The sequence below is a fragment of the Lentzea aerocolonigenes genome, from assembly GCF_000955955.1.
Lineage (GTDB): Bacteria > Actinomycetota > Actinomycetes > Mycobacteriales > Pseudonocardiaceae > Lentzea > Lentzea aerocolonigenes_A.
In genome coordinates, this window is record NZ_JYJG01000430.1 from 1 (window position 1) to 20689 (window position 20689).

A 20689-nucleotide genomic window follows, 5' to 3' on the forward strand; every position below is an offset into this window, starting at 1 on the left:
GTCTGGGGGCTCGGCCCCCAGAAAACACAACACCCGAGATCCGGTCTGCGCTTTCCGCAGACAGATCCCGGGCGTCACGGGTGCCCCCGGCAGGATTCGAACCTGCGCACCCGCCTCCGGAGGGCGGTGCTCTATCCCCTGAGCTACGGGGGCCGTAGCTACGTGGAAGATCCTAGCGCACGAGAGCGACCTGGTTTCACACCTACCCCCGCGAACGGGCCTGGCGTGGTCTGCGTCACCTCCACTCCTGGTGGGGAATAGCGCCGATTGCACTCATGCGCATATCGCTATATGTTGCTGGCATGGGTCACGGGCACGGGCATGGAACGGCCTCCGGCGGCGGTCAGCACGCCGGCAAGCTGTGGGTCGCGTTCGGCATCGGCGCGGTATTCATGGTGGTCGAGTTCGTCGTGGGGTTCGCGACGTCGTCCCTGGCGCTCATCTCGGACGCCGCGCACATGCTCACGGACGTCCTGGGCGTGGGCATGGCGCTGGCCGCGATCCTCGTGGCCGGCAGGGTCAAGGCCGGCAGGAACCGGACGTTCGGGTTCTACCGGGCCGAGGTGCTGGCGGCGCTCGCCAACGCGGTGCTGTTGTTCGGTGTGGCCGGGTATGTGGTCTACGAGGCCGTTGGGCGGTTCCAGGAGCCTCCGCAGGTGCCGGGCTGGCCGGTGCTCATCGCCGCGAGCCTCGGTCTTGTGGCCAACCTCGTCAGCTTCAGCGTCCTCAGGGAGGGCGCGAAGGACAGCATCAACGTCAAGGGTGCGTACCTCGAGGTGCTGGCGGACCTCATCGGGTCGGTCGGCGTGCTGATCTCGGCGCTCGTCACCATCACGACCGGGTGGAAGTACGCGGACCCGATCATGGGTGTGCTGATCGGCGTGTGGGTGCTGCCGCGGACGTACGGGCTGGCCAAGAACGCGCTGCACATCCTGTTCCAGCACGCGCCCGAGCGGCTGGACGTCACGGAGATGCAGAAGGCGCTCGCGGAGCTCCCCGGGGTCGCGGAGGCGCACGACCTGCACGTGTGGACGCTCACCAGTGGCATGGAGGTGGCCAGTGCTCACCTCGCGACCAGCGAGGAGGCGGACCACGAAGGCGTGCTCAAGGCGGCGCAGGCGTTGCTGGCGACCAAGTACCACATCGAGCACGCCACCTTGCAGGTCGAGGGCGGCTCGTCAGCGCAGCGGTGCCGGGAGCTTTCGTGGTGAGGCGGGCAGGTCGCGCATCTCGTCCTTAGTGGACGGCGCGCCGGTTCGTGACGGAACGGGCGTTCGCGGTTGTGGCACGGCCACCCAGACGCGGCCTCGCTCGAACGGCACCACAACAGCCTCCCCAGTCACCGCTGATGAATTGCCAAGATCCCATCGGAGTATGTCTGAAAGGGATAGATCCTTTCAGGTGATTGGACAATTCCGCGTGCAGTGACGGAACGCTGCCTTTTCGGCTCAAACGAGACCGGCTGGGCGGTACAGACCAGCGCTCTTTCGTTCCTTCGGCCCCCGCACGTGGGGCAGAGGGACGTCCGTGGAAACGGAACGGAATCGGCGTTGCCGTGGCAGGACCCGCGCCGCCTACTTACCGTCACCGCCATGGACGCCGCAAAACAGCCCCGCACCACCGGGGAGAACGTGGACACCTGGGAGATGGTGGTGGTCCACAGGTGGTTCAAGCGCGAGTTCGCGGAGATGCCCGCCCTGGTCAGAGGTGTTGCTCACGAAGACAGAGATCGCGCGCGGTACGTCGCCGGGTTCGTCGAGATGATGGCCGGCCTGCTGCACCACCATCACGTCGGCGAGGACGAGATGCTGTGGCCCAAGTTGCTCGAACGCGTGGGCGGCATGGACACCGAGCTGGTGCAGCGGATGGAACAGCAGCACGAGGTCGTGGGCGGAGCGCTGGAACGGGTCGAGCAGCTGCTGCCGAAGTGGCGAGCACAGGCCGACCAGGAGACCCGAGATGAGCTCGCCGAAGTCCTCGAAGGTATGTCGAAAGCGCTCAACGAGCACCTGGCCGACGAGGAGAACCACGTCCTCCCGCTCGTCTCGGTCTACATCACGCAGGCCGAGTGGGACGCACTCGGCAAGAACGGCGCGAGCAGCATGCCCAAGGGCGCCAAGGGGTTCGACACCATCGGGATGATCCTGCAGGATGCCACGCCCGAGGAGCGCCAAGGGTTCCTCAAGATCCTGCCCGCTCCGATCAGGCTGCTCTACAAGCTCGTCGGCGCCGGCATCCACCGGCGGGAGAAAGAGCGCCGGGCCGCATGAGAAAGGCCGCGTCCCACAACGGAACGCGGCCTCGCCTCACGTACTGCCTACAGGCCGGTGCACTGCCCGGCCTTCGGGCCCTTCACATCGTTCGCGAAGCCGTTGTTCGTCGGCTCCGGGTTGTTGCTGGTGCAGGACAGCGGACCGCCGACGGTCGAGAAGGCGACCACCGACCTGGTCCTGTTGGACGTCAGCGACACCGGGCCGCCGACGGAGGTGTTCTCGACGGCCACTTCGGTAGCGGATCCGTTGACCGACACCGGGCCGCCCACGCGAGTGCCCACGAGCACCACCGAAGCCGCGTCCGAGGCCGAGATCGGGCCCTTGATCTCGCCGCCGAAGACGTACAGCGTGGCGCCCTTCTGCACGGTCACCGGACCGTTGATCGTCGCACCGTCCACATAGGTCACGTCCTTCACCGTCAGGCCGCCGTTGACCGCGCCGGTCACCGTGGTCGTGGGCTTGGGCAGCGGCTTCGACATCAGCTCGAACTCCGCCAGCGCGACGTCCTCGGAGAACTCCAGCTTGTAGAAGTTGTACCGGCCCGGTGACGCGATCTTGAACGACCGGGTGTACTGCTGCCACTGGAAGTTCTCGCCGGAACGCTTGTCCACCGTCGCCCACGTCTTGCCGTCGTAGGAAGCCTTGAGCTCCCACGACGAAGGCGACTTGCCGGTCTTCGCGTTGGTCAGCGTGTAGAACGATGCGCTCTCCTTCGCGTCCGCCGGCTTGAAGTCGAAGGACTTCACCACAGCGGAGGTCGAGGAGTTGTTGTCCACCAGCGCACCAGCGGAAACACCGGAGGAAACATCGCGCAGCGGCGTCGGAACCGCGTCGCCGACCGTGATCGAGTCCGGCGCGTCAGCGGCACCCGTGCCCCAGGCAGAAGGCGTCGGGCCCATGTCGAAGTCGATCGTCGCACCGGCCGCGAGCACGTCGTGCGGCAGCGAGGTCTTCGTCCACGCCTTGCCGTTGACCTTCACGCCCTGCACGTAGATGTTCTTCGCGTTGTTCTTCGGCGCGTTGATGACGAGCTTCTTGCCGTTCTCCAAGGAAACCGTCGCCTTGGTGAACAGCGGTGAACCGATCGCGTAGGCCGGCTTGCCCATCTGCAGCGGGTAGAAGCCGAGCGAGGAGAAGAGGAACCACGCCGACATCTCGCCGTTGTCCTCGTCACCCGCGTAGCCCTGGCCCTGCTCAGAGCCGACGTACAGGCGCGACAGGATCTCCCGCACCTTCTCCTGCGTGCCGGACGGCTTGCCCGCGTAGTTGTACATGTACGCGATGTGGTGCGACGGCTGGTTGGAGTGGCCGTACTGGCCCATCCGCACGTCCCGCGCCTCGACCATCTCGTGGATCACGCCGCCGTAGCCACCGGGGAACTTGGTGGTCTCGGGGATCGAGAAGAACGAGTCGAGCTTCTGCGCCAGCTTGTCCCGCCCGCCGTACAGGTTCGCGAGACCCTGCCCGTCGTGCGGCACCGTGAACGCCATGTTCCAGCCGTTCGTCTCGGTGTAGTCGTAGCGCCATTCCTGCGGGTTGTACTTCGCCGGATCCGCGACGCGCCACGAGCCGTCGACGTTGCGGTTCTGGAAGAAACCGATCCGCTGGTCGAACGTCAGCACGTAGTTCTGGGCGCGGTTGAGGAAGTACTCGTACTCCTCGGCGTACCGCTTCTCACCCGTCTTCTCGTGCAGCGCCTTCGCCATCGACGCGATGCCGAAGTCGTTGACGTAGCCCTCGATCGCCCACGACCAGGCCTCGGAGTCCATCTGGTCGTTGCCGGTGTAGCCGAGGAAGATCGACCGGTCCATGCCCTTGCGGCCGACGTTGTTGCTCGGCGGCACGACCGACGCGTTCTTCACCGCGGCGTCGTAGGCGGCCTTGATGTCGAAGTTCGACACGCCCTTGAGGTACGCGTCCGCGAACGCCACGTCGGAGCTCGTGCCCGTCATCAGGTCCGCGTAACCGGGGGACGACCAGCGCGAGATCCAGCCGCCGTCCTTGTACTGCTGGACGAAGCCGTCGGCCATCTCACCGGCCTGCGACGGCGTGAACAACGAGTACGCGGGCCACGTCGTGCGGTAGGTGTCCCAGAAGCCGTTGTTGACGTAGATCTTGCCGTCGACGATCTTCGCACCGGTGCGGGTCGGCGTGTTCTGCCCAACGGCGGGCGCGACCGGCGAGGCGTACTGGATCTTGTCGCCGACCTTCTCGAAGCCCGAGTTCGGGTACAGGTAGAGCCGGTACATGTTGGAGTACAGCGTGATCAGCTGCTCCTCCGACGCACCCTCGACGGACAGGATGCCGAGCACCTTGTCCCACGCGGCCTGCGCACGGTCGCGCACCGCGTCGAACGAGTCGGAACCGGAGATCTCCTGACTGAGGTTCGCCTGAGCCTGGTCCACCGAGATCAGCGACGTCGCGATCTTGAGCTGGACGGTCTTGTCCGCGAACGAGAAGTAGCCGCCGACGTTGTCACGACCGGCGCCGGTCAGGCGACCGCTCGCCGTCACGGCCTTGTCGACCTTGCCGTAGACGAACAGGCGCGTGGCACCCGTGGACAGGCCGCTCTTGACGTCCGTGTAGCCCGTCACGACACCGGAAGCGGCGTCGAGGGTCAGGCCACCGAGGTTGTTCACGTTGTCGAACACCAGGTTCTTCTCGCCGGTGTCGGCGAAGGTGAACCGGAAGATCGCCGCGTGGTCGGTCGGCGCAATTTCGGCCTTCATGCCGTTCTCGAAGGTCACGCCGTAGTAGTGCGCCTTCGCGACCTCGTTGTTGTGGCTGAACGCGAGCGAACGCGCCGCGCGGTCCTGCGTCGGCGCCTTGTCCGACGGCATGACCTGGAACGTCTGGCGGTCGCCCATCCACGGGCTGGGCTCGTGGGACGCCGTGAACGCCTGCAGCGTCGGCAGGTTCTGCGCGTTGTTGCGCTGCTGGTACTCGTACAGCCAGCTCTGCGAACCCGCGTTGGTCATCGGGGTCCAGAAGTTGAAGCCGTGCGGCACCGCGGTCGCCGGGAAGTTGTTGCCCCGCGAGAAGGAGCCGTTCGAGTTCGTGCCGCGCGTGGTCAGCACGTAGTCGGAAGGCTTGGCGTACTGCTTCTTCACGACGTCGCCGATGCGGATGTCGTCGTACCAGGCACCGAACTCCGTGGGGCCCTTGGGACCGTCGTAGGCCACCAGGATCCGCTTGATCGTCTTACCAGCGGCGACCGCGCCGATGGTGGACGCGACCTTGTTCCACTGGTTGGCGTACAGGAACTTGCCCGCCCCCTGGCCCTGCGGCGACAGCACGGCACCGTGCTGGTCCACCGCCTTGAGGTCACTCAGGTACGTGCCGTCGGAGAACGCGAGGTCCACCGACGAGTACGTGCTCGGGTAGTTCAGGTTGTCGTTCACCCAGTCCGGGAAGATCATGTACGACAGCTCGGTCTGCGGCTCGACCTTCACGTCGACGTCGAAGACCTTGTTGTAGCTGTACGCGCGACCCTCGGTCGTGTGCTTGCCCTGGGCGCGGAAGGCCTTCAGACCCGTCCAGCCGACCTTCGACTTGGACGTGTAGCCGCCGGTGGGGCCGCTGCCGACGAGGCTGCGCATGTTCGGGGCCGGCGGGTTCGTGGATCCGTCGGAGAGCTCGACCTCCGCGATCTGCACGATGTCCGTGCCGTGGTTCGCCGTGATGTCGAGCTTGTAGTGCTGGTACGACGCCGGCGTGGCGATGTCGTAGGCCTTGGTCTGGAACCGCTCGGCGAAGCTCTCGTTCGTGCGCGTGTCGAGGACGGTCCAGTCGGTGCCGTTGTTCGAGCCCTGGAGGGTCCAGTCCTTCGGGTCGCGCTCCGGCTCGTCGTTCGCCGATGAGAGCGTGTACTTCTTGATCGTCTGGGGGCTGGTCGTCCCGAAGTCGAACGTCACCCAGCCGGTGGAGGCGAAGACCAGCCACTTCGAGTTGACGTTGAGGTCGTTGATCTCGGCAACGGTCTCGTTCGGGGGGTTGTCCCCGTTGGCCTTCACCGTCGCCTTGTCGGCGACGTTGCCCGGGGTGCCCGTGCCGCTCGATCCGATCACGCCCGCCGACTTCGGCTGCCCCGCCGCGTCGGTCTCGACCGTGCTGACCCACGACGGTTGTGGTTGACCGTCCTCAAAGGACGACGAAAAGCCCACGCCTTGCTCCTCTGGTGCGGCGGCCGCGTAGCCGTTGGTGACGCCGCACACCAGTGTCGCAGTGATCGCAACGCTCAACAGGGTTGTTGGTCGTCTCTTGCGCAGGTGCCTCATTGCAACCCTTCCGCCGCCTTGCCTGCCCCATTTGGGAGGGAGCGTTTCTGCACGTGACATCGTTGTCAAGGGACAGGACGGGAATTGTCTTCGAAACTGTCCTCTCAACAGTTGCGCGCAGGGACCACCGTTCAAGATCTAGACTCGGTCGGTGACCGACCGCAAGCCGCCAGAGGTGGGTACACCAGCGGGCATGCGCGTGCTCAACCAACGCGCGGTGCTCGATCGGTTGCGCCGTCTGGGTGCCGCCACCCGGCCGCAGATCGCGAAGGACACCGGGCTCTCCAAACCGACTGTCGGCCAGGCTCTGGTCGATCTCGAACGCCACGGGCTGGTGCGCCCCATCGGTCGCACAACCGCCGGTCCGGGCCGTTCTGCCGTCGTCTACGAGCCGAATCCGCTCGCCGGGTACGTGCTGGGCGTCGACATCGGGCGGGAGCGGATCCGGGCGGCCGTGGCCGATCTGGGCGGGTCCGTCGTGGCGCGCGTGGACGAGCGCAACCGCAGCCGGTCAGCGTCTTCATTGGTGCGCACGGTGACGGAGCTGGCGTCGCGGACCGTGGCCGACGCGGGGATCGCGCTGTCGGACGTCGTGGTGAAGGTGATCGGCAGTCCTGGCGTGATCGATCAACGTTCCCGGGTCGTGCGACACGCGCCCAACCTGCCCGGCTGGGAGTCCGCCGGTGTGCTCGACGGGCTGGAATCGTCGCTGGGTCCGGCGGTGGTCGTGGAGAACGACGCGAACCTGGCGGCGTTGGGGGAGCACGTCTACGGGGCGGCTCGCGATGTGCGGGTGTTCGTCTGCGTGACCGTCGGTACCGGTGTCGGCATGGGGATCTGTGTCGACGGCGTGCTGTTCCGCGGTGCGCACGGGGCGGCGGGCGAGGTCGGGTTCCTGCCGTTCGGCAAGTCCGCTTCGGACGTCCAACGTGGACAGTTCGAGGAGGCGGCCGCGGCGGAGTCCGTGGTGGCGCACGCTCGGGAACTCGGACTTGCTGCGCGCACGGCACTCGAGGTGTTCTCCTTGGCGCGTTCGGGAGATGTGCAGGCTCTTGAGGTCGTGCGGGTGGAGGCGGAACGGCTGGCGTTCCTCGTCGCCGCGGTGGCCGCGGTGATCGACCCTTCGCTGGTCGTGCTGGGTGGTGGCGTCGGGTCGAACGTCGACTTGCTGCTGCCGCCGATGGAAGCTTCGTTGCGGACGATGACGCCACTGGCGCCTCGGGTCGTCGCGGGCTCGCTGGGCGACGGCGCGGTGCTCTCCGGCGCCATCGCGATGGGCCTCGAAGCCGCCCGTGAATTGGTCTTCGAAGTTACTCTCTGAGAGTAGTCGAGCGACCCTTACCTGGTAGTTCACTCAATTGTCGTAACTGTTAACGGCGTTTTGTGGCTTAGCGTTACCGGAACCTCCACCTGGAGGGTGTTGTGTCCTTCCGTTGCAAGGGGAGTCGGTAGGGGGATGCGGGGGACGTAGCCCCCTACCGGCCGTGCACTGGGCAGTGCCGCGCCCGCACCATCAGCCTGCCCAGTGCAGTAACGGGGGTTCTCACCTCGGTGTAGGCCGGTGGACGTTCGCCGCCGTCGACTCGTGGTGCGTCGAGTCCGCGATCCAGCTGCCGGGGATGGACGCGTCGATCACGCCCTCCTCCAGCCACGTGTAGTTGCCGTCCAGGACCTGCCTGGACAGCACCACGTCGCTGTCGTCGGTGTTCCGCCACAGCTTGTCGAACAGCTCGTCGACCCGGATCCGCGCCTGCTTGGCGAACGCGTCGGCGAGCATCTGCGCGTTGGGGTTCTTGTCCTGCTGCGCGCGCACGCACGTGGCGCTGATCGCGAACAGCTCGGCGCCGATGTCGACGATCCGGCTGAGGAACCGCTGCTTGCGCTCCATCTTCCCCTGCCAGCGGGACATGGCGTAGAACGTCTGGCGCGCGAGCTTGCGGGCGGAGCGTTCGACGAACCTGAGGTGCTTGGCGAGCGGGCCGAACTCCGTGTAGCCGACCGGGGTCTGGCCCTTGCCGACCACGAGGGTGGGGAGCCACTTGGCGTAGAAGCCGCCTGCTTTGGCCGCGGCCTTCATCTTGGCCTGGCGGTCGGCGTCCGGGTCGATGATGTCGCCGGCGACACTCAGGTGTGCGTCCACCGCTTCGCGGGCGATCAGCAGGTGCATGATCTCCGTCGAGCCTTCGAAGATGCGGTTGATGCGGAGGTCCCGCAGGACCTGCTCGGCCGCGATGCCGCGTTCTCCGCGTGCTGCTTGGCTTTCCGCGGTCTCGTAACCTCGGCCGCCGCGGATCTGGACCAGTTCGTCTGCCACGAGCCAGGCTTTTTCGGACGCGTAGAGCTTGGCCAGGGCGGCTTCGATCCGGATGTCGTGCTTGCCGGCGTCGGCCAGTTCGGAGCTGAGGTCGAGGACTGCTTCGAGGGCGTAGGCGGTGGCGGCGATGTAGGCGATCTTGCCTGCGATGGCTTCGTGTTTGCCTACCGGGAGGCCCCACTGGATGCGTTCGGTGGACCACTCGCGGGCGATCTTCAGGCACCACTTGGCACTGCCCGCGCAGAGTGCGGGGAGGCTGAGGCGGCCGGTGTTGAGGGTGGCGAGGGCGATTTTCAGGCCTGCGCCTTCCTTGCCGATCACGTTCTTCTTCGGGACGCGGACGTTGTGGAACCTGGTGACGCCGTTTTCCAGGCCCCGCAGGCCCATGAACGCGTTGCGGTTCTCGACGGTGATGCCCTCGGCGTCTGCTTCGACCACGAACGCGGTGATGCCTCGGTCTGGGACCTGGGCCATGACTACGAGGAGGTCGGCTACCACGCCGTTGGTGGTCCAGAGTTTTACGCCGTTGAGGATGTAGTCGTCGCCGTCGGGCGTGGCGATGGTGCCGAGCCTGGCCGGGTCGCTGCCGACGTCCGGTTCGGTCAGGAGGAACGCCGTGATCTCGCCCTTGGCGCACCTCGGCAGGAACTCCTGCTTCTGCTCCGGGCTGCCGAACATCGCGACCGGCTGGGGGACGCCGATGGACTGGTGTGCTGAGAGCATGGCGCCGATCGCGGGGCTGGCCGAGCCCACGAGCATCAGGGCCCTGTTGTAGTAGACCTGGGTCAGGCCTATGCCGCCGTACTCAGGCTTGATCTTCATGCCGAACGCGCCGAGGTCCTTGAGGCCCTTGAGCACGTCGTCGGGGATCTGGGCGTCTCGTTCGATCACCGTGTTGTCGATGTGGGACTCGGTGAACTTGCGGAGCTTCTCCAGGAAGGCCTCGCCGCGTTCGCGGTCTTCCGCGGTGCCGCTCGGATGCGGGTGGATCAGGTCGATGCGGAAGTGGCCGAGGAAGAGCTCCTTGCCGAAGCTCGGTCGCTGCCAGCGGGTTTCCCGTGCTTGTTCGGCGACCTGCCTGGCCGCGCGCTCGTCGACGGTCATGGTTACCTCCCGGTAGGTGTGATTCACGTTACTCAGGGGTAGTCGGATGTCCACCGGCTTGGAGGGTGAGATCTTGGGGGATTCGCGGACGGGGCCCAGCGCCACGAGCAGGCTGATGGCACGCCTGTTGCTCAGGGCGGCCACCGGAGCGCACGGGAAGAGCAGCTCGCCTTCGGCATCGGCGCAATGCAAAAGGGCCACCCCCGTGGGGGCGGCCCTTTCGTGTGGAGGTGGCTACGGCAGCGGGGCGGCTCCGCGCTTCGCCAGGTAGTTCTTCATCAGGTCGGTTTCGTTGGTTTGCGACTTCAGCATGTTGTCCGCGAGCGTGCGCACGAACGGCTGGGCCGCTCGGGTCGAGGCGTACTCGGCCATCGGTGCGCCGCCTGTGTGGTGGCGGAGCATCAGCTGCAGGAAGTAGACGTCGAAGTCACGGCCTGCTGGCATGGTGCGCAGCTTGGTGAGCTCGTCGGTCGTGGCCATGCCCGGCATCAGCGGTTGGCCTGCCTGCGGGGTGGTGGCGCCGTGGCCGTGGACGCCCGAGTCGTTCATCCAGGACATGTAGACGCCCGAGATGTTCTGCTCGTGCTCGTTCCACATCATCAGCCAGCCCTTCATGCGGCCGACCTGCTCCAGTTGCGTGGAGGAGATGTCGAACGCGAGCTGGCGGACTTCCGAGTCGGTGGAGCGGTCTCGGGCGATGTTGGCCATCTGGATGCCCTGCAGGTGGTGCTGGGACATGTCCTGGCAGAAGCCCACGTCCACGGAGCCCGAGGCCGGGACCGCGGACGAGGAGGAGCCGGGGAGCTTCACGAGCAGGCCCACCGCCGCGCCCAGGAGGAGGATCGCCAGGACTGCGGCGCCGATGACGAGGGCCCGAGCTGCTCCGGAAGGGCGCTCGGACACCTCGACGTCTTCGGTGTCGACCGACATCAGCTGGACGGCGGGGTCGAGCCCGACGGCGGCGTGCTCATCGGCTGCTGGCCCTGCTCGGCCTCGGTCTTCGACTCGTCCTTGCCGCCGTCCATCGGGACCGCGTCGGCGCCGGGCTTCTCAGCCACGAACGGCGCCGGGTTGGAGAGGAACTGCGTGTTCTCGCACGAAGCACCGACCTCGGGGTAGGTGTTCGAGTTGCGCAGCAGCGAGGAGATGAACTGGTCGACGCGCTCGTCGTCGGCCTTCTCGACCTTCAGCTGGTGACCCCAGGACTGGAGGGAGATCGGCTTGTCGAGACCGGGGTACGGCGACAGCATCATGTACGGGATGCCCTCGACCTTGGTCTTGAGCTTCGCGAGCGCGTCGTCCTTGACCTGGTCCGGGTTGTACGCGATCCAGACGGCGCCGTGCTCGAGGCCGTGGACCATGTTCTCCGTGCGCACGGCCTTGTCGTAGACGACGCCGGTGCAGTCGGCCCACTGGCCGTCGTGCGGGCCGCCGAAGGGCGGGGACTGGTCGTAGGCGACGCGCTGGGTGGCGTCGACGTGCTTCGAGCCCTTGTACTCCTTGGTCACGATGCCCGCGAGCTGCTGCGACGGGTCCTTGTTCGTGTCCGAGGGCTTCCACTTGGCCAGGGCGGCCTCTTTGACGTTGTTCGCGTGGATCTGCGAGTACGCATATCCGAACACGCCGCCGGCCAGGCCGAGCACGGCGATCACCGCGATGATCGTGCCCCACGGCTTCGGCTTGTTCGCCACCACGGAGGAACGGGCGGCCGCCACGCTGCTGCGTGTGGCCTTCGTCTTCTTGCCGCTTACCATGTCCGCCTCAGATGTCGTCCTGGTCAACCGGCCGCCAGTGTAGGGACACCATGTCTGATCACTGTCAGCGCAGGGCGATACCACGTGGTCGTTAACACTTGCCGTCTCACCCTCCGAGACCCGGTAACCCGGTCGAGACCTGCGACAACGCGCCTCTAGACTCATGCGTCGTGACCCCTGAAGCGCTCGCCGATCTCGTTCGGACCACGGTTGCCCAGTTGCTGGCTGACCGAGGCCTGGACACCGCCGCTCTGCCTGAGCAGGTGACGGTCGAGCGACCCAGGAACCCCGAGCACGGGGACTACGCCACGAACATCGCGCTGCAGCTCGCCAAGAAGGTCGGAGTCAACCCGCGCGAGTTCGCCACGTGGCTCGCCGAGGCGCTGCTGACCCAGGCCGCCATCGCGAAGGCCGACGTCGCCGGTCCCGGCTTCCTGAACCTCACCATCGCCACCGAGGCGCAGGGCGCGATCGTCGAGGACGCGCTGAAGGACGGCTACGGCACCGGCGCGGAGCTGGCCGGGCAGAAGATCAACCTGGAGTTCGTCTCCGCGAACCCGACCGGGCCCATCCACCTGGGTGGCGCGCGCTGGGCGGCCGTCGGCGATGCGATCGGCCGCGTGCTGCAGGCCCGTGGCGCCGAGATCACCCGCGAGTACTACATCAACGACGCGGGCGCGCAGATCGACAGGTTCGTCAACTCGCTGATCGCCGCCGCGAAGGGCGAGCCCGTGCCCGAGGACGGCTACGCGGGCACGTACGTGGGTGAGATCGCGGCCGAGGTGCTGCGCCGCGAACCGGGCGCGCTCGGCGACCCCGCGACGGTGCGTCGCGTCGGTCTCGAGCTGATGACCGACGAGATCAAGCGCAGCCTCGCCGACTTCGGCACCCACTTCGACGTCTTCTTCTCCGAGCTCACGCTGCACCAGAGCGGTGCGGTCGAGGGCACGGTGGAGAAGCTCAAGGCGTCCGGCTCGCTGTACGAGAAGGACGGCGCCTGGTGGCTGCGGTCCACCGACTACGGCGACGACAAGGACCGGGTCGTCATCAAGGGCGATGGCAACCCGGCCTACATCGCCGGTGACATCGCCTACCTCGCGGACAAGCAGAGCCGCGGCTACGACCGCTTCATCTACATGCTCGGCGCGGACCACCACGGCTACACCGCGCGTCTCAAGGCGGCCGCGGCCGTGCTGGGTGGTGACCCGGACAGCGTCGAGGTGCTGATCGGCCAGCTCGTGAACCTCGTCAGCGGCGGTCAGCCGGTGCGGATGAGCAAGCGCGCGGGCACCGTCATCACGATGGAGGACCTGGTCGACGCGGTCGGTGTGGACGCCGCCCGCTACGCCATGATCCGGTCGAGCGTCGACTCGTCGCTGGACATCGACCTCGACCTGCTTCGCAAGCACAGCAACGACAACCCGGTCTACTACGTGCAGTACGCCCACGCGCGCACGTCGTCGATCCTGCGCAACGCCGCTGATCTCGGCATCACCCCCGGAGAGGACTTCGCGCTGCTCACCCACGAGCGCGAGGGCGACCTCATCCGCACCATCGGCGAGTTCCCGCGTGTGGTGGCCACCGCCGCCGAGCTCCGGGAACCGCACCGCGTGGCTCGCTACCTCGAAGAGCTCGCGGGCACGTACCACCGCTTCCAGCAGGACTGCCGCGTGCTTCCACGCGGTGATGAGGAGACGACTCCGTTGCACCAGGTCAGGCTTCAGCTCGTCAACGCGACCAGGCGGGTCTTCGCCGCGGGCCTCGGCCTGCTCGGCGTGACCGCCCCGGAGCGCATGTGATGCGCGCGCACCCGGCCGGACCCCGGCACGCTGATGTGATGGTTCCCGGCAACACCGCCGGCGACCGCCCCGCGACCGCAGAACAGCTCGACTACCTGCCGCCGAACGTGTGGCCGCGCAACGCTTCCCGCAACGCTTCCGGCGTCGTGGAGCTGGCCGGTGTGGACGTGCGCGGGCTGGCCGAGCAGTACGGCACCCCGCTGTTCGTCATGGACGAGCAGGACTTCCGCGCACGCTGCCGTGAGCACGCCGAGGCGTTCGGCGACCCGACGCTCGTGCACTACGCGTCCAAGGCGTTCCTGAGCGTCCAGGTCGCGAAGTGGGTGGCCGAAGAGGGCCTCTCGATCGACGTCTGCAGCGGCGGCGAGCTCGCGATCGCGCTCAAGGCGGACTTCCCGGCCGAGCGCATCGCGTTGCACGGCAACAACAAGAGCGTTCCCGAGCTCGTCGCGGCCGTCGAGGCGGGCGTCGGCGGGATCGTGCTCGACAGCTACCACGAGATCGCGCGCCTGGACGCCATCGCGCGCGAACGCGGTGTGGTGCAGCCGGTGCTGATCCGCGTGACGGTCGGCGTCGAGGCGCACACGCACGAGTTCATCGCGACCGCGCACGAGGACCAGAAGTTCGGCTTCTCGCTGTCCTCCGGCGACGCGGCCGAGGCCGTGCGGCGCGTGCTCAAGGCGACCGGCCTCAAGCTCGTCGGCCTGCACAGCCACATCGGCTCGCAGATCTTCGACGCGTCCGGCTTCGAGGTCGCGGCCCGGCGCGTGATCGGCCTGCTCGCGGACATCCGCTCCGAGCACGGCGACATCGCCTCGCTGACGGTCGTCGACCTCGGTGGCGGTCTCGGCATCGCCTACACGCCGGACGACGACCCGCCCCCGCCCGCGGAGCTCGCGCGGCAGCTGCACAACATCGTGCAGAAGGAGTGCGAGCACAACGGCCTGGAGATGCCTCGCATCGCGGTCGAGCCCGGCCGCGCGATCGTCGGCCCCGGCACGGTCACCGTGTACGAGGTCGGCACCATCAAGGACGTCGAGCTGGACGGTGGCGCGCGCCGCCGGTACGTCAGTGTGGACGGCGGCATGAGCGACAACATCCGCACTGCGCTGTACGACGCGGTCTACGACTGCAAGCTCGTCTCGCGCGCCGCGGAGCCCGAGTCGCGGGCTGTGCTGTGCCGCGTGGTCGGCAAGCACTGCGAGTCCGGTGACATCGTGGTTCGTGACTGCTGGCTGCCCGACGACCTGGCGCCGGGAGACCTGGTGGCGATCGCTGCGACCGGGGCCTACTGCTACTCGATGGCGAGCGGGTACAACCGACTTCCACGGCCCGCGCTCGCCGCGGTGACCGGTGGAGAGGCGCGGCTGCTGCTGCGTCGTGAGACCGAGGACGATCTGTTCCGTCTGGAGGTATAGAGGTGCCGGAGAACAAACCGATCCGGGTCGCGCTGCTGGGTTGCGGCACGGTCGGCACGGAGGTAGTCCGGCTGCTGACGGACCAGGCCGAAGACCTCACCCAGCGCATCGGCGCGCCGGTTGAGCTCAAGGGCATCGCCGTGCGCAGGCCGAACAAGCACCGCGAGGTGCCGGAGCACCTGCTCACCACGGACGCCGCCGGGCTGGTGGCGTCGGACGAGGTGGACGTCATCGTCGAGGTCATCGGCGGCATCGAGCCGACGCGCGGGCTGCTGCTCGACGCGTTGAAGGCGGGCAAGTCCGTCGTCACGGCGAACAAGGCGCTGCTGGCCGAGCACGGTCCGGAGCTGTTCGAGGCCGCCGACGCGTCCGGTGCCGACCTCTACTTCGAGGCCGCCGTCGCCGGTGCGATCCCGTTGCTGCGCCCGTTGCGGGAATCCCTTGCGGGAGACCGGATCACGCGCGTCATGGGCATCGTGAACGGCACGACGAACTTCATCCTGTCCGCGATGGACGCCACGGGTGCGGGCTACGGCGAGACGCTCGAGGAGGCCTCGCGGCTCGGTTACGCAGAGGCCGATCCGACCGCGGACGTCGACGGGTTCGACGCGGCGTCGAAGGCCGCGATCCTTGCGTCCCTTGCGTTCCACACGCGAGTGACGGCCGCGGACGTGTACCGGGAGGGCATCCGTTCGGTGTCCGCGGCGGACATCGCGGCGGCGAAGGGCCTCGGCCGCACGGTGAAGCTGCTCGCGATCTGTGAGCGCGTCACGGCGCCGTCCGGCCAGGAATCAGTCGCCGTTCGAGTCCACCCCGCGATGATCCCCAGGACGCATCCGCTGGCTTCGGTCAACGGCGCGTTCAACGCGGTGTTCGTCGAGGCTGACGCGGCGGGGGAGATGATGTTCTACGGGCAGGGTGCCGGTGGCGCCCCGACGGCGAGCGCGGTCGTCGGCGACCTGGTCGCCGTGGCGCGCAACAAGGTCGCGAGCGGACGCGGTCCGCGCGAGTCGGCCTACGCCGCGCTTCCCGTGCAGCCCATGGGGAACACGCCCACGCGCTACCACATCAGCCTCGACGTGGCGGACAAGCCCGGTGTCCTCTCGCAGGTCGCCGCGGTGTTCGCCGAGCACGACGTGAGCATCGCCGCGGTGCGCCAGGAAGGTCGTACCGAGGACGCCAGCCTGGTGATCGTCACGCACGCGGCGACCGACGCCGCGCTGCGGTCCACTGTGGACAAAATCGGTGGCCTCCCCGTGGTGCGGGACGTCGTCAGCGTCATGAGGGTGGAGGGCGAAGAGTGAGTGCTGTCAGAGCAGGCTGGCCCGGTCTGATCAACGCCTACCGGGACCGCATCGAGATCCCCGAGGGCGCGGAGGTCGTGACGCTGCACGAAGGCGGCACGCCTCTGGTGCACGCTCGGAGGCTTTCCGCGGCCACCGGTTCGGATGTGTGGGTGAAGGTCGAAGGCGCGAACCCGACCGGTTCGTTCAAGGACCGCGGCATGACCGTGGCCATGACGTACGCGCTCGCGTCCGGCCTGAAGGCGGTCATCTGCGCCTCCACCGGCAACACGTCGGCTTCCGCGGCTGCCTATGCGGCCAAGGCGGGTCTCACGGCGGCCGTGCTCGTGCCCAGCGGCAAGATCGCGATGGGCAAGCTCGCGCAGGCCGTCATGCACGGCGCGAAGATCCTGCAGATCGACGGCAACTTCGACGACTGCCTGGAGCTCGCGTCGAAGACCGCGGCCGAGTACCCCGTGACGCTGGTGAACTCGGTCAACCCGGTGCGCCTGGTCGGTCAGCAGACCGCCGCGTGGGAGGTCTGCGACGTGCTCGGCCAGGCGCCGGACGTGCACTGCCTGCCGGTCGGCAACGCGGGCAACATCACCGCGTACTGGAAGGGCTACACGTCGTACGACAAGGGCCTGCCGAAGATGTACGGCTTCCAGGCCGCCGGTGCCGCGCCGCTCGTGTCCGGTGAGCCCGTCGCGAACCCGGAGACCATCGCGACCGCGATCCGGATCGGTTCGCCGGCGTCGTGGACGGGTGCGATCAACGCCCGTGACGAGTCCGGTGGCCTGATCGACGCCGTCACCGACGAGCAGATCCTGGCCGCGTACCGGCTGCTGGCGTCGTCCGAGGGCATCTTCGTGGAACCCGCGTCGGCCGCGTCCATCGCGGGTCTGCTGATGACCGCGGAGGACGGCCGGCTGCCCAAGGGCTCCACGGTTGTGTGCACCGTCACTGGCCACGGTCTGAAGGACCCCGACACCGCGTTGCTCGGCGTCACCGAGGTCGAGCCGGTGCCGGTCGACCCCGGCGCCGTCGCGCACGCGCTGGAGCTGGCGTGAAGTTCCTCGTCTCCGTCCCCGCGTCGACCGCGAACCTCGGTTCGGGGTTCGACGCGCTGGGCATGGCGCTCGGCATGTACGACGACGTCGAGGTGGCCACGGCCGACGGTCTCTCGATCACGGTCCACGGCGCTGGAGCAGGCGATGTCCCGCTCGACGAGACCCATCTCGTCGTGCGGGCCGTCCGCGCCGCCGGATACACGGGTGGGCTCGCGCTGCGGTGCCGCAACACCATTCCGCACGCACGCGGGTTGGGCTCGTCGGCGGCAGCGATCGTGGCGGGTGTCGCAGCGGGATTCACCCTGACGGGTCGCGAGTTGGACACGGACGCGTTGCAAATCGCTGCTGAGTTCGAGGGGCACGCGGACAACGCGGCGGCCTCCTTGTTCGGCGGCGTAGTCGTTGCGTGGTCTGAAGGAGAGCGCTACCGCGCGGTGCGGATGGACGCCGACGCACGGGTGCGCCCGGTCGTCCTGATTCCATCCCAGGAGTCGTCCACCAAGACGACGCGCGGCCTGCTCCCGGCGGAGGTGCCCCACGCGGACGCCGCACACGCCGCGGGACGGGCTGCCCTGGCGGTGCACGCGCTGACGTCGGATCCCTCTGTTCTCCTTGCCGCTACTGAGGATCGCCTCCACCAGAACTACCGCGAGCCCGCCTGGCCCGACACCGTTCGGGTGATCAACGATCTTCGCAAGCTCGGTGTTCCCGCCTGCGTGAGCGGAGCGGGACCCACCGTGATCGCGTTCGGCGATCTTCCGGCCGAGGTCGACGTGCACGGCTTCGACGTGCGGAGACTCGACGTCGACACCGCTGGCGTGCGCATTCGTCCATTGGACTGACACGCCCGACCCCGGTTGTTGCATGCATGAGGACCGGCGTCTACCCTCGGGGGCGATCAGTCACCGCGCGCACGGGCGCCGGTGTCGCGCTCGGACACTCGTTCCGAGTCGCAATCCTTTTGTGTTCCGGCTCTGTGCCGTGCGGGCGGGGCGGACGCAAAAGAGGCACCCGATCGCCGTGTGACCTGAGAAAAGTCCCGTGCCTGCCGGAAGCGGTGTGTGCTTCCGTCTGCATCGGACTTGACCGTCGTTCCCCAGTTGAAGCGGGAAGACGGGTCCGCTGGGCCGCGTAGGAGGCGGGGCCTGGTCAGGAAGGACATGTGTGAGCAACACCGATTTGCTGAGCAGCGATGTCGCAGCTGCTTCTGGTTCTGGAGCCGAGGAGACCGCTCTGTCCACCCCTTCGAACGGCACGACGCCGCGCCGCCGCGCGGGTCTGTCCGGCATGGTGCTCGCGGAGCTGCGTGAGCTCGCCGGCCAAATGGGCATCACCGGAACCGCAGGTCTGCGCAAGGGCGACCTGATCGCGGCCATCAAGGAAAAGCAGGGCTCCGGCGCGCCTGCCAAAGCCGAGAAGCCCGCGAAAGCCGAAAAGGCTGCCGCCAAGGCTCCGGTCGCCGAGAAGCCCGCAGCCGCCGAAAAGCCTGTTCAGCAGCAGCTCGAGGTAGCGGAAAAGCCCGCTGCCGCCGTCGCTGCCCCTGCCGACGCTGGCTCGTCCGACGAGGGCGGCCGCCGTGGCAACCGCCGTCGTCGCTCCGGCCGTGGTGGCGGAAACGCCGAGGCCGGCGAGGGCCAGCAGTCCGAGCAGCGTGCCGAGCGTCCGGAGCGCGCCGAGCGTCAGGACCGGCCCGAGCGTCAGGACCGTCCCGAGCGCGCTGAGCGCCAGGAGCGTTCCGACCGCGGCGAGCGTTCCGACCGTCAGGACCGTGGTGACCGCCAGGAGCGCAACGAGCGTTCCGACCGTGGTGACCGCTCTGACCGTGGTGAGCGTCAGGACCGTGGCGAGCGTTCCGACCGTGGCGACCGCCAGGACCGCGGTGACCGCGGCGGGCGTGACCGCAACCGCGACCGCCAGGGTGGTGGCCAGCAGAACGACGACGACGGCGATGGCCGTCGTGGCCGGTTCCGCGACCGTCGCCGCCGGGGTGGCCGAAGCGAGGGCGGCGAGCGTCCGGACCGCGAGACCGAGGTGCGCGACGACGACGTCCTGCTCCCGGTCGCCGGCATCCTGGACGTGCTGGAGAACTACGCGTTCGTCCGCACGTCCGGCTACCTGGCCGGCTCGAACGACGTCTACGTCTCGCTGTCGCTGGTCCGCAAGTACGGCCTGCGTCGCGGCGACGCCCTCACCGGCGCCGTCCGCCAGCCGCGCGACGGCGAGCAGCAGCGCCAGAAGTTCAACCCGCTGGTCCGCGTCGACAAGATCAACGGCCTGGACCCGGAAGAGGCGCGCAACCGCCCGGACTTCACCAAGCTGACGCCGCTCTACCCGAACGAGCGTCTGCGCCTGGAGACCGAGCCGCACATCCTCACCACCCGCGTCATCGACCTCGTGATGCCGATCGGCAAGGGCCAGCGCGCCCTGGTCGTGTCGCCGCCCAAGGCCGGTAAGACGTCGGTGCTGCAGTCGATCGCCAACGCGATCACCACGAACAACCCCGAGTGCCACTTGATGGTCGTTCTGGTCGACGAGCGGCCTGAAGAGGTCACCGACATGCAGCGTTCGGTGAAGGGTGAGGTCATCGCCTCCACCTTCGACCGGCCGCCGTCGGACCACACGACGATCTCCGAGCTCGCGATCGAGCGGGCGAAGCGTCTGGTCGAGATGGGCCACGACGTGGTCGTGCTGCTCGACTCGATCACGCGTCTGGGCCGTGCGTACAACCTGGCCGCGCCGGCTTCCGGTCGCATCCTGTCCGGTGGTGTCGACTCGACGGCTCTCTACCCGCCGAAGCGATTCCTCGGTGCCGCGCGCAACATCGAGGGTGGCGGTTCGTTGACCGTCATCGCGACGGCGCTGGTCGAGACCGGCTCCGCTGGTGACTCGGTGATCTTCGAGGAGTTCAAGGGCACGGGTAACGCCGAGCTCAAGCTCGACCGGAAGATCGCGGACAAGCGGACGTTCCCGGCTGTGGACGTCGACTCCTCCGGTACTCGTAAGGAAGAGCTGCTGCTGTCGCCGGACGAGATGGCGGTCACGCACAAGCTCCGTCGGGTGCTGCACGCTCTGGACGGTCAGCAGGCCATCGATCTGCTGCTCGACCGGCTGCGGAAGTCGCGCACCAACATCGAGTTCCTGATGCAGGTGGCGAAGACGACGCCGGGCGCCGAGCAGGACTGATCGCTCGCGCTCGTTTCACGTGAAAAGGCCCCCGGTGCTGGTCGCCGGGGGTCTTTCGCGGTTCTGTCACTCGAATGCCGGAGCCGTTCCGGTGTCCGTGGTGGTCTCTTTGCGTTGAGCGTGTCCCGTTCCATACGAACCGCGGCCGGGCGGGTGGTCGCCTTGCGATGGGCGCCTTGCGTTGCGTGCTTCCCCCTGGGGCTCTGCCCCAGAC

General features: G+C 67.8%; 13 protein-coding genes and 1 tRNA gene. 9 read left to right on the forward strand and 5 right to left on the reverse strand.

Translation table 11 applies throughout. The annotated features are described in order from the left end of the window. Window positions 1-81: 81 nt before the first annotated feature. Window positions 82-153, reverse strand: a tRNA-Arg gene (locus UK23_RS42005). 149 nt (window positions 154-302) lie between these two features. Here UK23_RS42005 and UK23_RS42010 point away from each other — a divergent pair. Then, the gene (locus tag UK23_RS42010; RefSeq protein WP_045317400.1) at window positions 303-1211 is read left to right on the forward strand and encodes a cation diffusion facilitator family transporter; all 909 of its coding nucleotides are present in this window, start codon (window positions 303-305) and stop codon (window positions 1209-1211) included. A 381-nt stretch (window positions 1212-1592) separates the two neighbouring features. Further along, entirely contained in the window at window positions 1593-2270 is a 678-nt protein-coding gene (locus UK23_RS42015; RefSeq protein WP_052685516.1) for a hemerythrin domain-containing protein, read from the forward strand. Between the two features lie 47 nt (window positions 2271-2317). Here UK23_RS42015 and UK23_RS42020 read toward each other — a convergent pair whose 3' ends face one another. Beyond that, on the reverse strand, window positions 2318-6550 hold the full coding sequence (locus UK23_RS42020) for a GH92 family glycosyl hydrolase (protein ID WP_052685517.1): 4233 nt from the start codon (window positions 6548-6550) through the stop codon (window positions 2318-2320). 151 nt (window positions 6551-6701) lie between these two features. Here UK23_RS42020 and UK23_RS42025 point away from each other — a divergent pair, with 151 nt between their 5' ends. Then, the gene (locus tag UK23_RS42025) at window positions 6702-7871 is read left to right on the forward strand and encodes an ROK family transcriptional regulator (protein WP_196778129.1); all 1170 of its coding nucleotides are present in this window, start codon (window positions 6702-6704) and stop codon (window positions 7869-7871) included. A 222-nt stretch (window positions 7872-8093) separates the two neighbouring features. Here UK23_RS42025 and UK23_RS42030 read toward each other — a convergent pair whose 3' ends face one another. The 3 genes from UK23_RS42030 to UK23_RS42040 form a co-directional block, all read right to left on the reverse strand. After that, window positions 8094-9968 (reverse strand): acyl-CoA dehydrogenase family protein, encoded by a 1875-nt coding sequence (locus UK23_RS42030; protein ID WP_045317402.1) that lies wholly within the window; start codon window positions 9966-9968, stop codon window positions 8094-8096. Window positions 9969-10202: 234 nt separating this feature from the next. Next, window positions 10203-10898 (reverse strand): DUF305 domain-containing protein, encoded by a 696-nt coding sequence (locus UK23_RS42035; protein WP_045317403.1) that lies wholly within the window; start codon window positions 10896-10898, stop codon window positions 10203-10205. Next, complete coding sequence (locus UK23_RS42040; protein ID WP_045317404.1) at window positions 10898-11722, reverse strand: DUF3105 domain-containing protein; 825 nt, start codon at window positions 11720-11722, stop codon at window positions 10898-10900. Before UK23_RS42040 ends, UK23_RS42035 begins: the two co-directional genes overlap by 1 nt. 170 nt (window positions 11723-11892) lie before the next feature. Between UK23_RS42040 and argS the strand changes: the two genes are divergently transcribed. From argS to rho, 6 genes are all read left to right on the forward strand, one after another. Continuing rightward, window positions 11893-13521 (forward strand): arginine--tRNA ligase, encoded by a 1629-nt coding sequence (argS, locus tag UK23_RS42045; RefSeq protein ID WP_045317405.1) that lies wholly within the window; start codon window positions 11893-11895, stop codon window positions 13519-13521. Next, window positions 13521-14939 carry a diaminopimelate decarboxylase gene (lysA, locus tag UK23_RS42050; RefSeq protein ID WP_045317412.1) on the forward strand — a complete coding sequence of 473 codons (1419 nt, stop codon included), beginning with the start codon at window positions 13521-13523 and terminating at the stop codon, window positions 14937-14939. Before argS ends, lysA begins: the two co-directional genes overlap by 1 nt. A 2-nt stretch (window positions 14940-14941) precedes the next feature. Next, window positions 14942-16243, forward strand: coding sequence for a homoserine dehydrogenase (locus UK23_RS42055; RefSeq protein ID WP_045317406.1), 1302 nt, complete (start codon window positions 14942-14944; stop codon window positions 16241-16243). Further along, the gene (gene thrC, locus UK23_RS42060; RefSeq protein WP_045317407.1) at window positions 16240-17292 is read left to right on the forward strand and encodes a threonine synthase; all 1053 of its coding nucleotides are present in this window, start codon (window positions 16240-16242) and stop codon (window positions 17290-17292) included. The genes UK23_RS42055 and thrC overlap by 4 nt, the downstream gene beginning before the upstream one ends. Further along, complete coding sequence (gene thrB, locus UK23_RS42065; protein ID WP_045317408.1) at window positions 17289-18134, forward strand: homoserine kinase; 846 nt, start codon at window positions 17289-17291, stop codon at window positions 18132-18134. Before thrC ends, thrB begins: the two co-directional genes overlap by 4 nt. Before the next feature lie 322 nt (window positions 18135-18456). After that, window positions 18457-20475, forward strand: coding sequence for a transcription termination factor Rho (gene rho / locus UK23_RS42070; protein ID WP_045317409.1), 2019 nt, complete (start codon window positions 18457-18459; stop codon window positions 20473-20475). Window positions 20476-20689 lie beyond the last annotated feature (214 nt).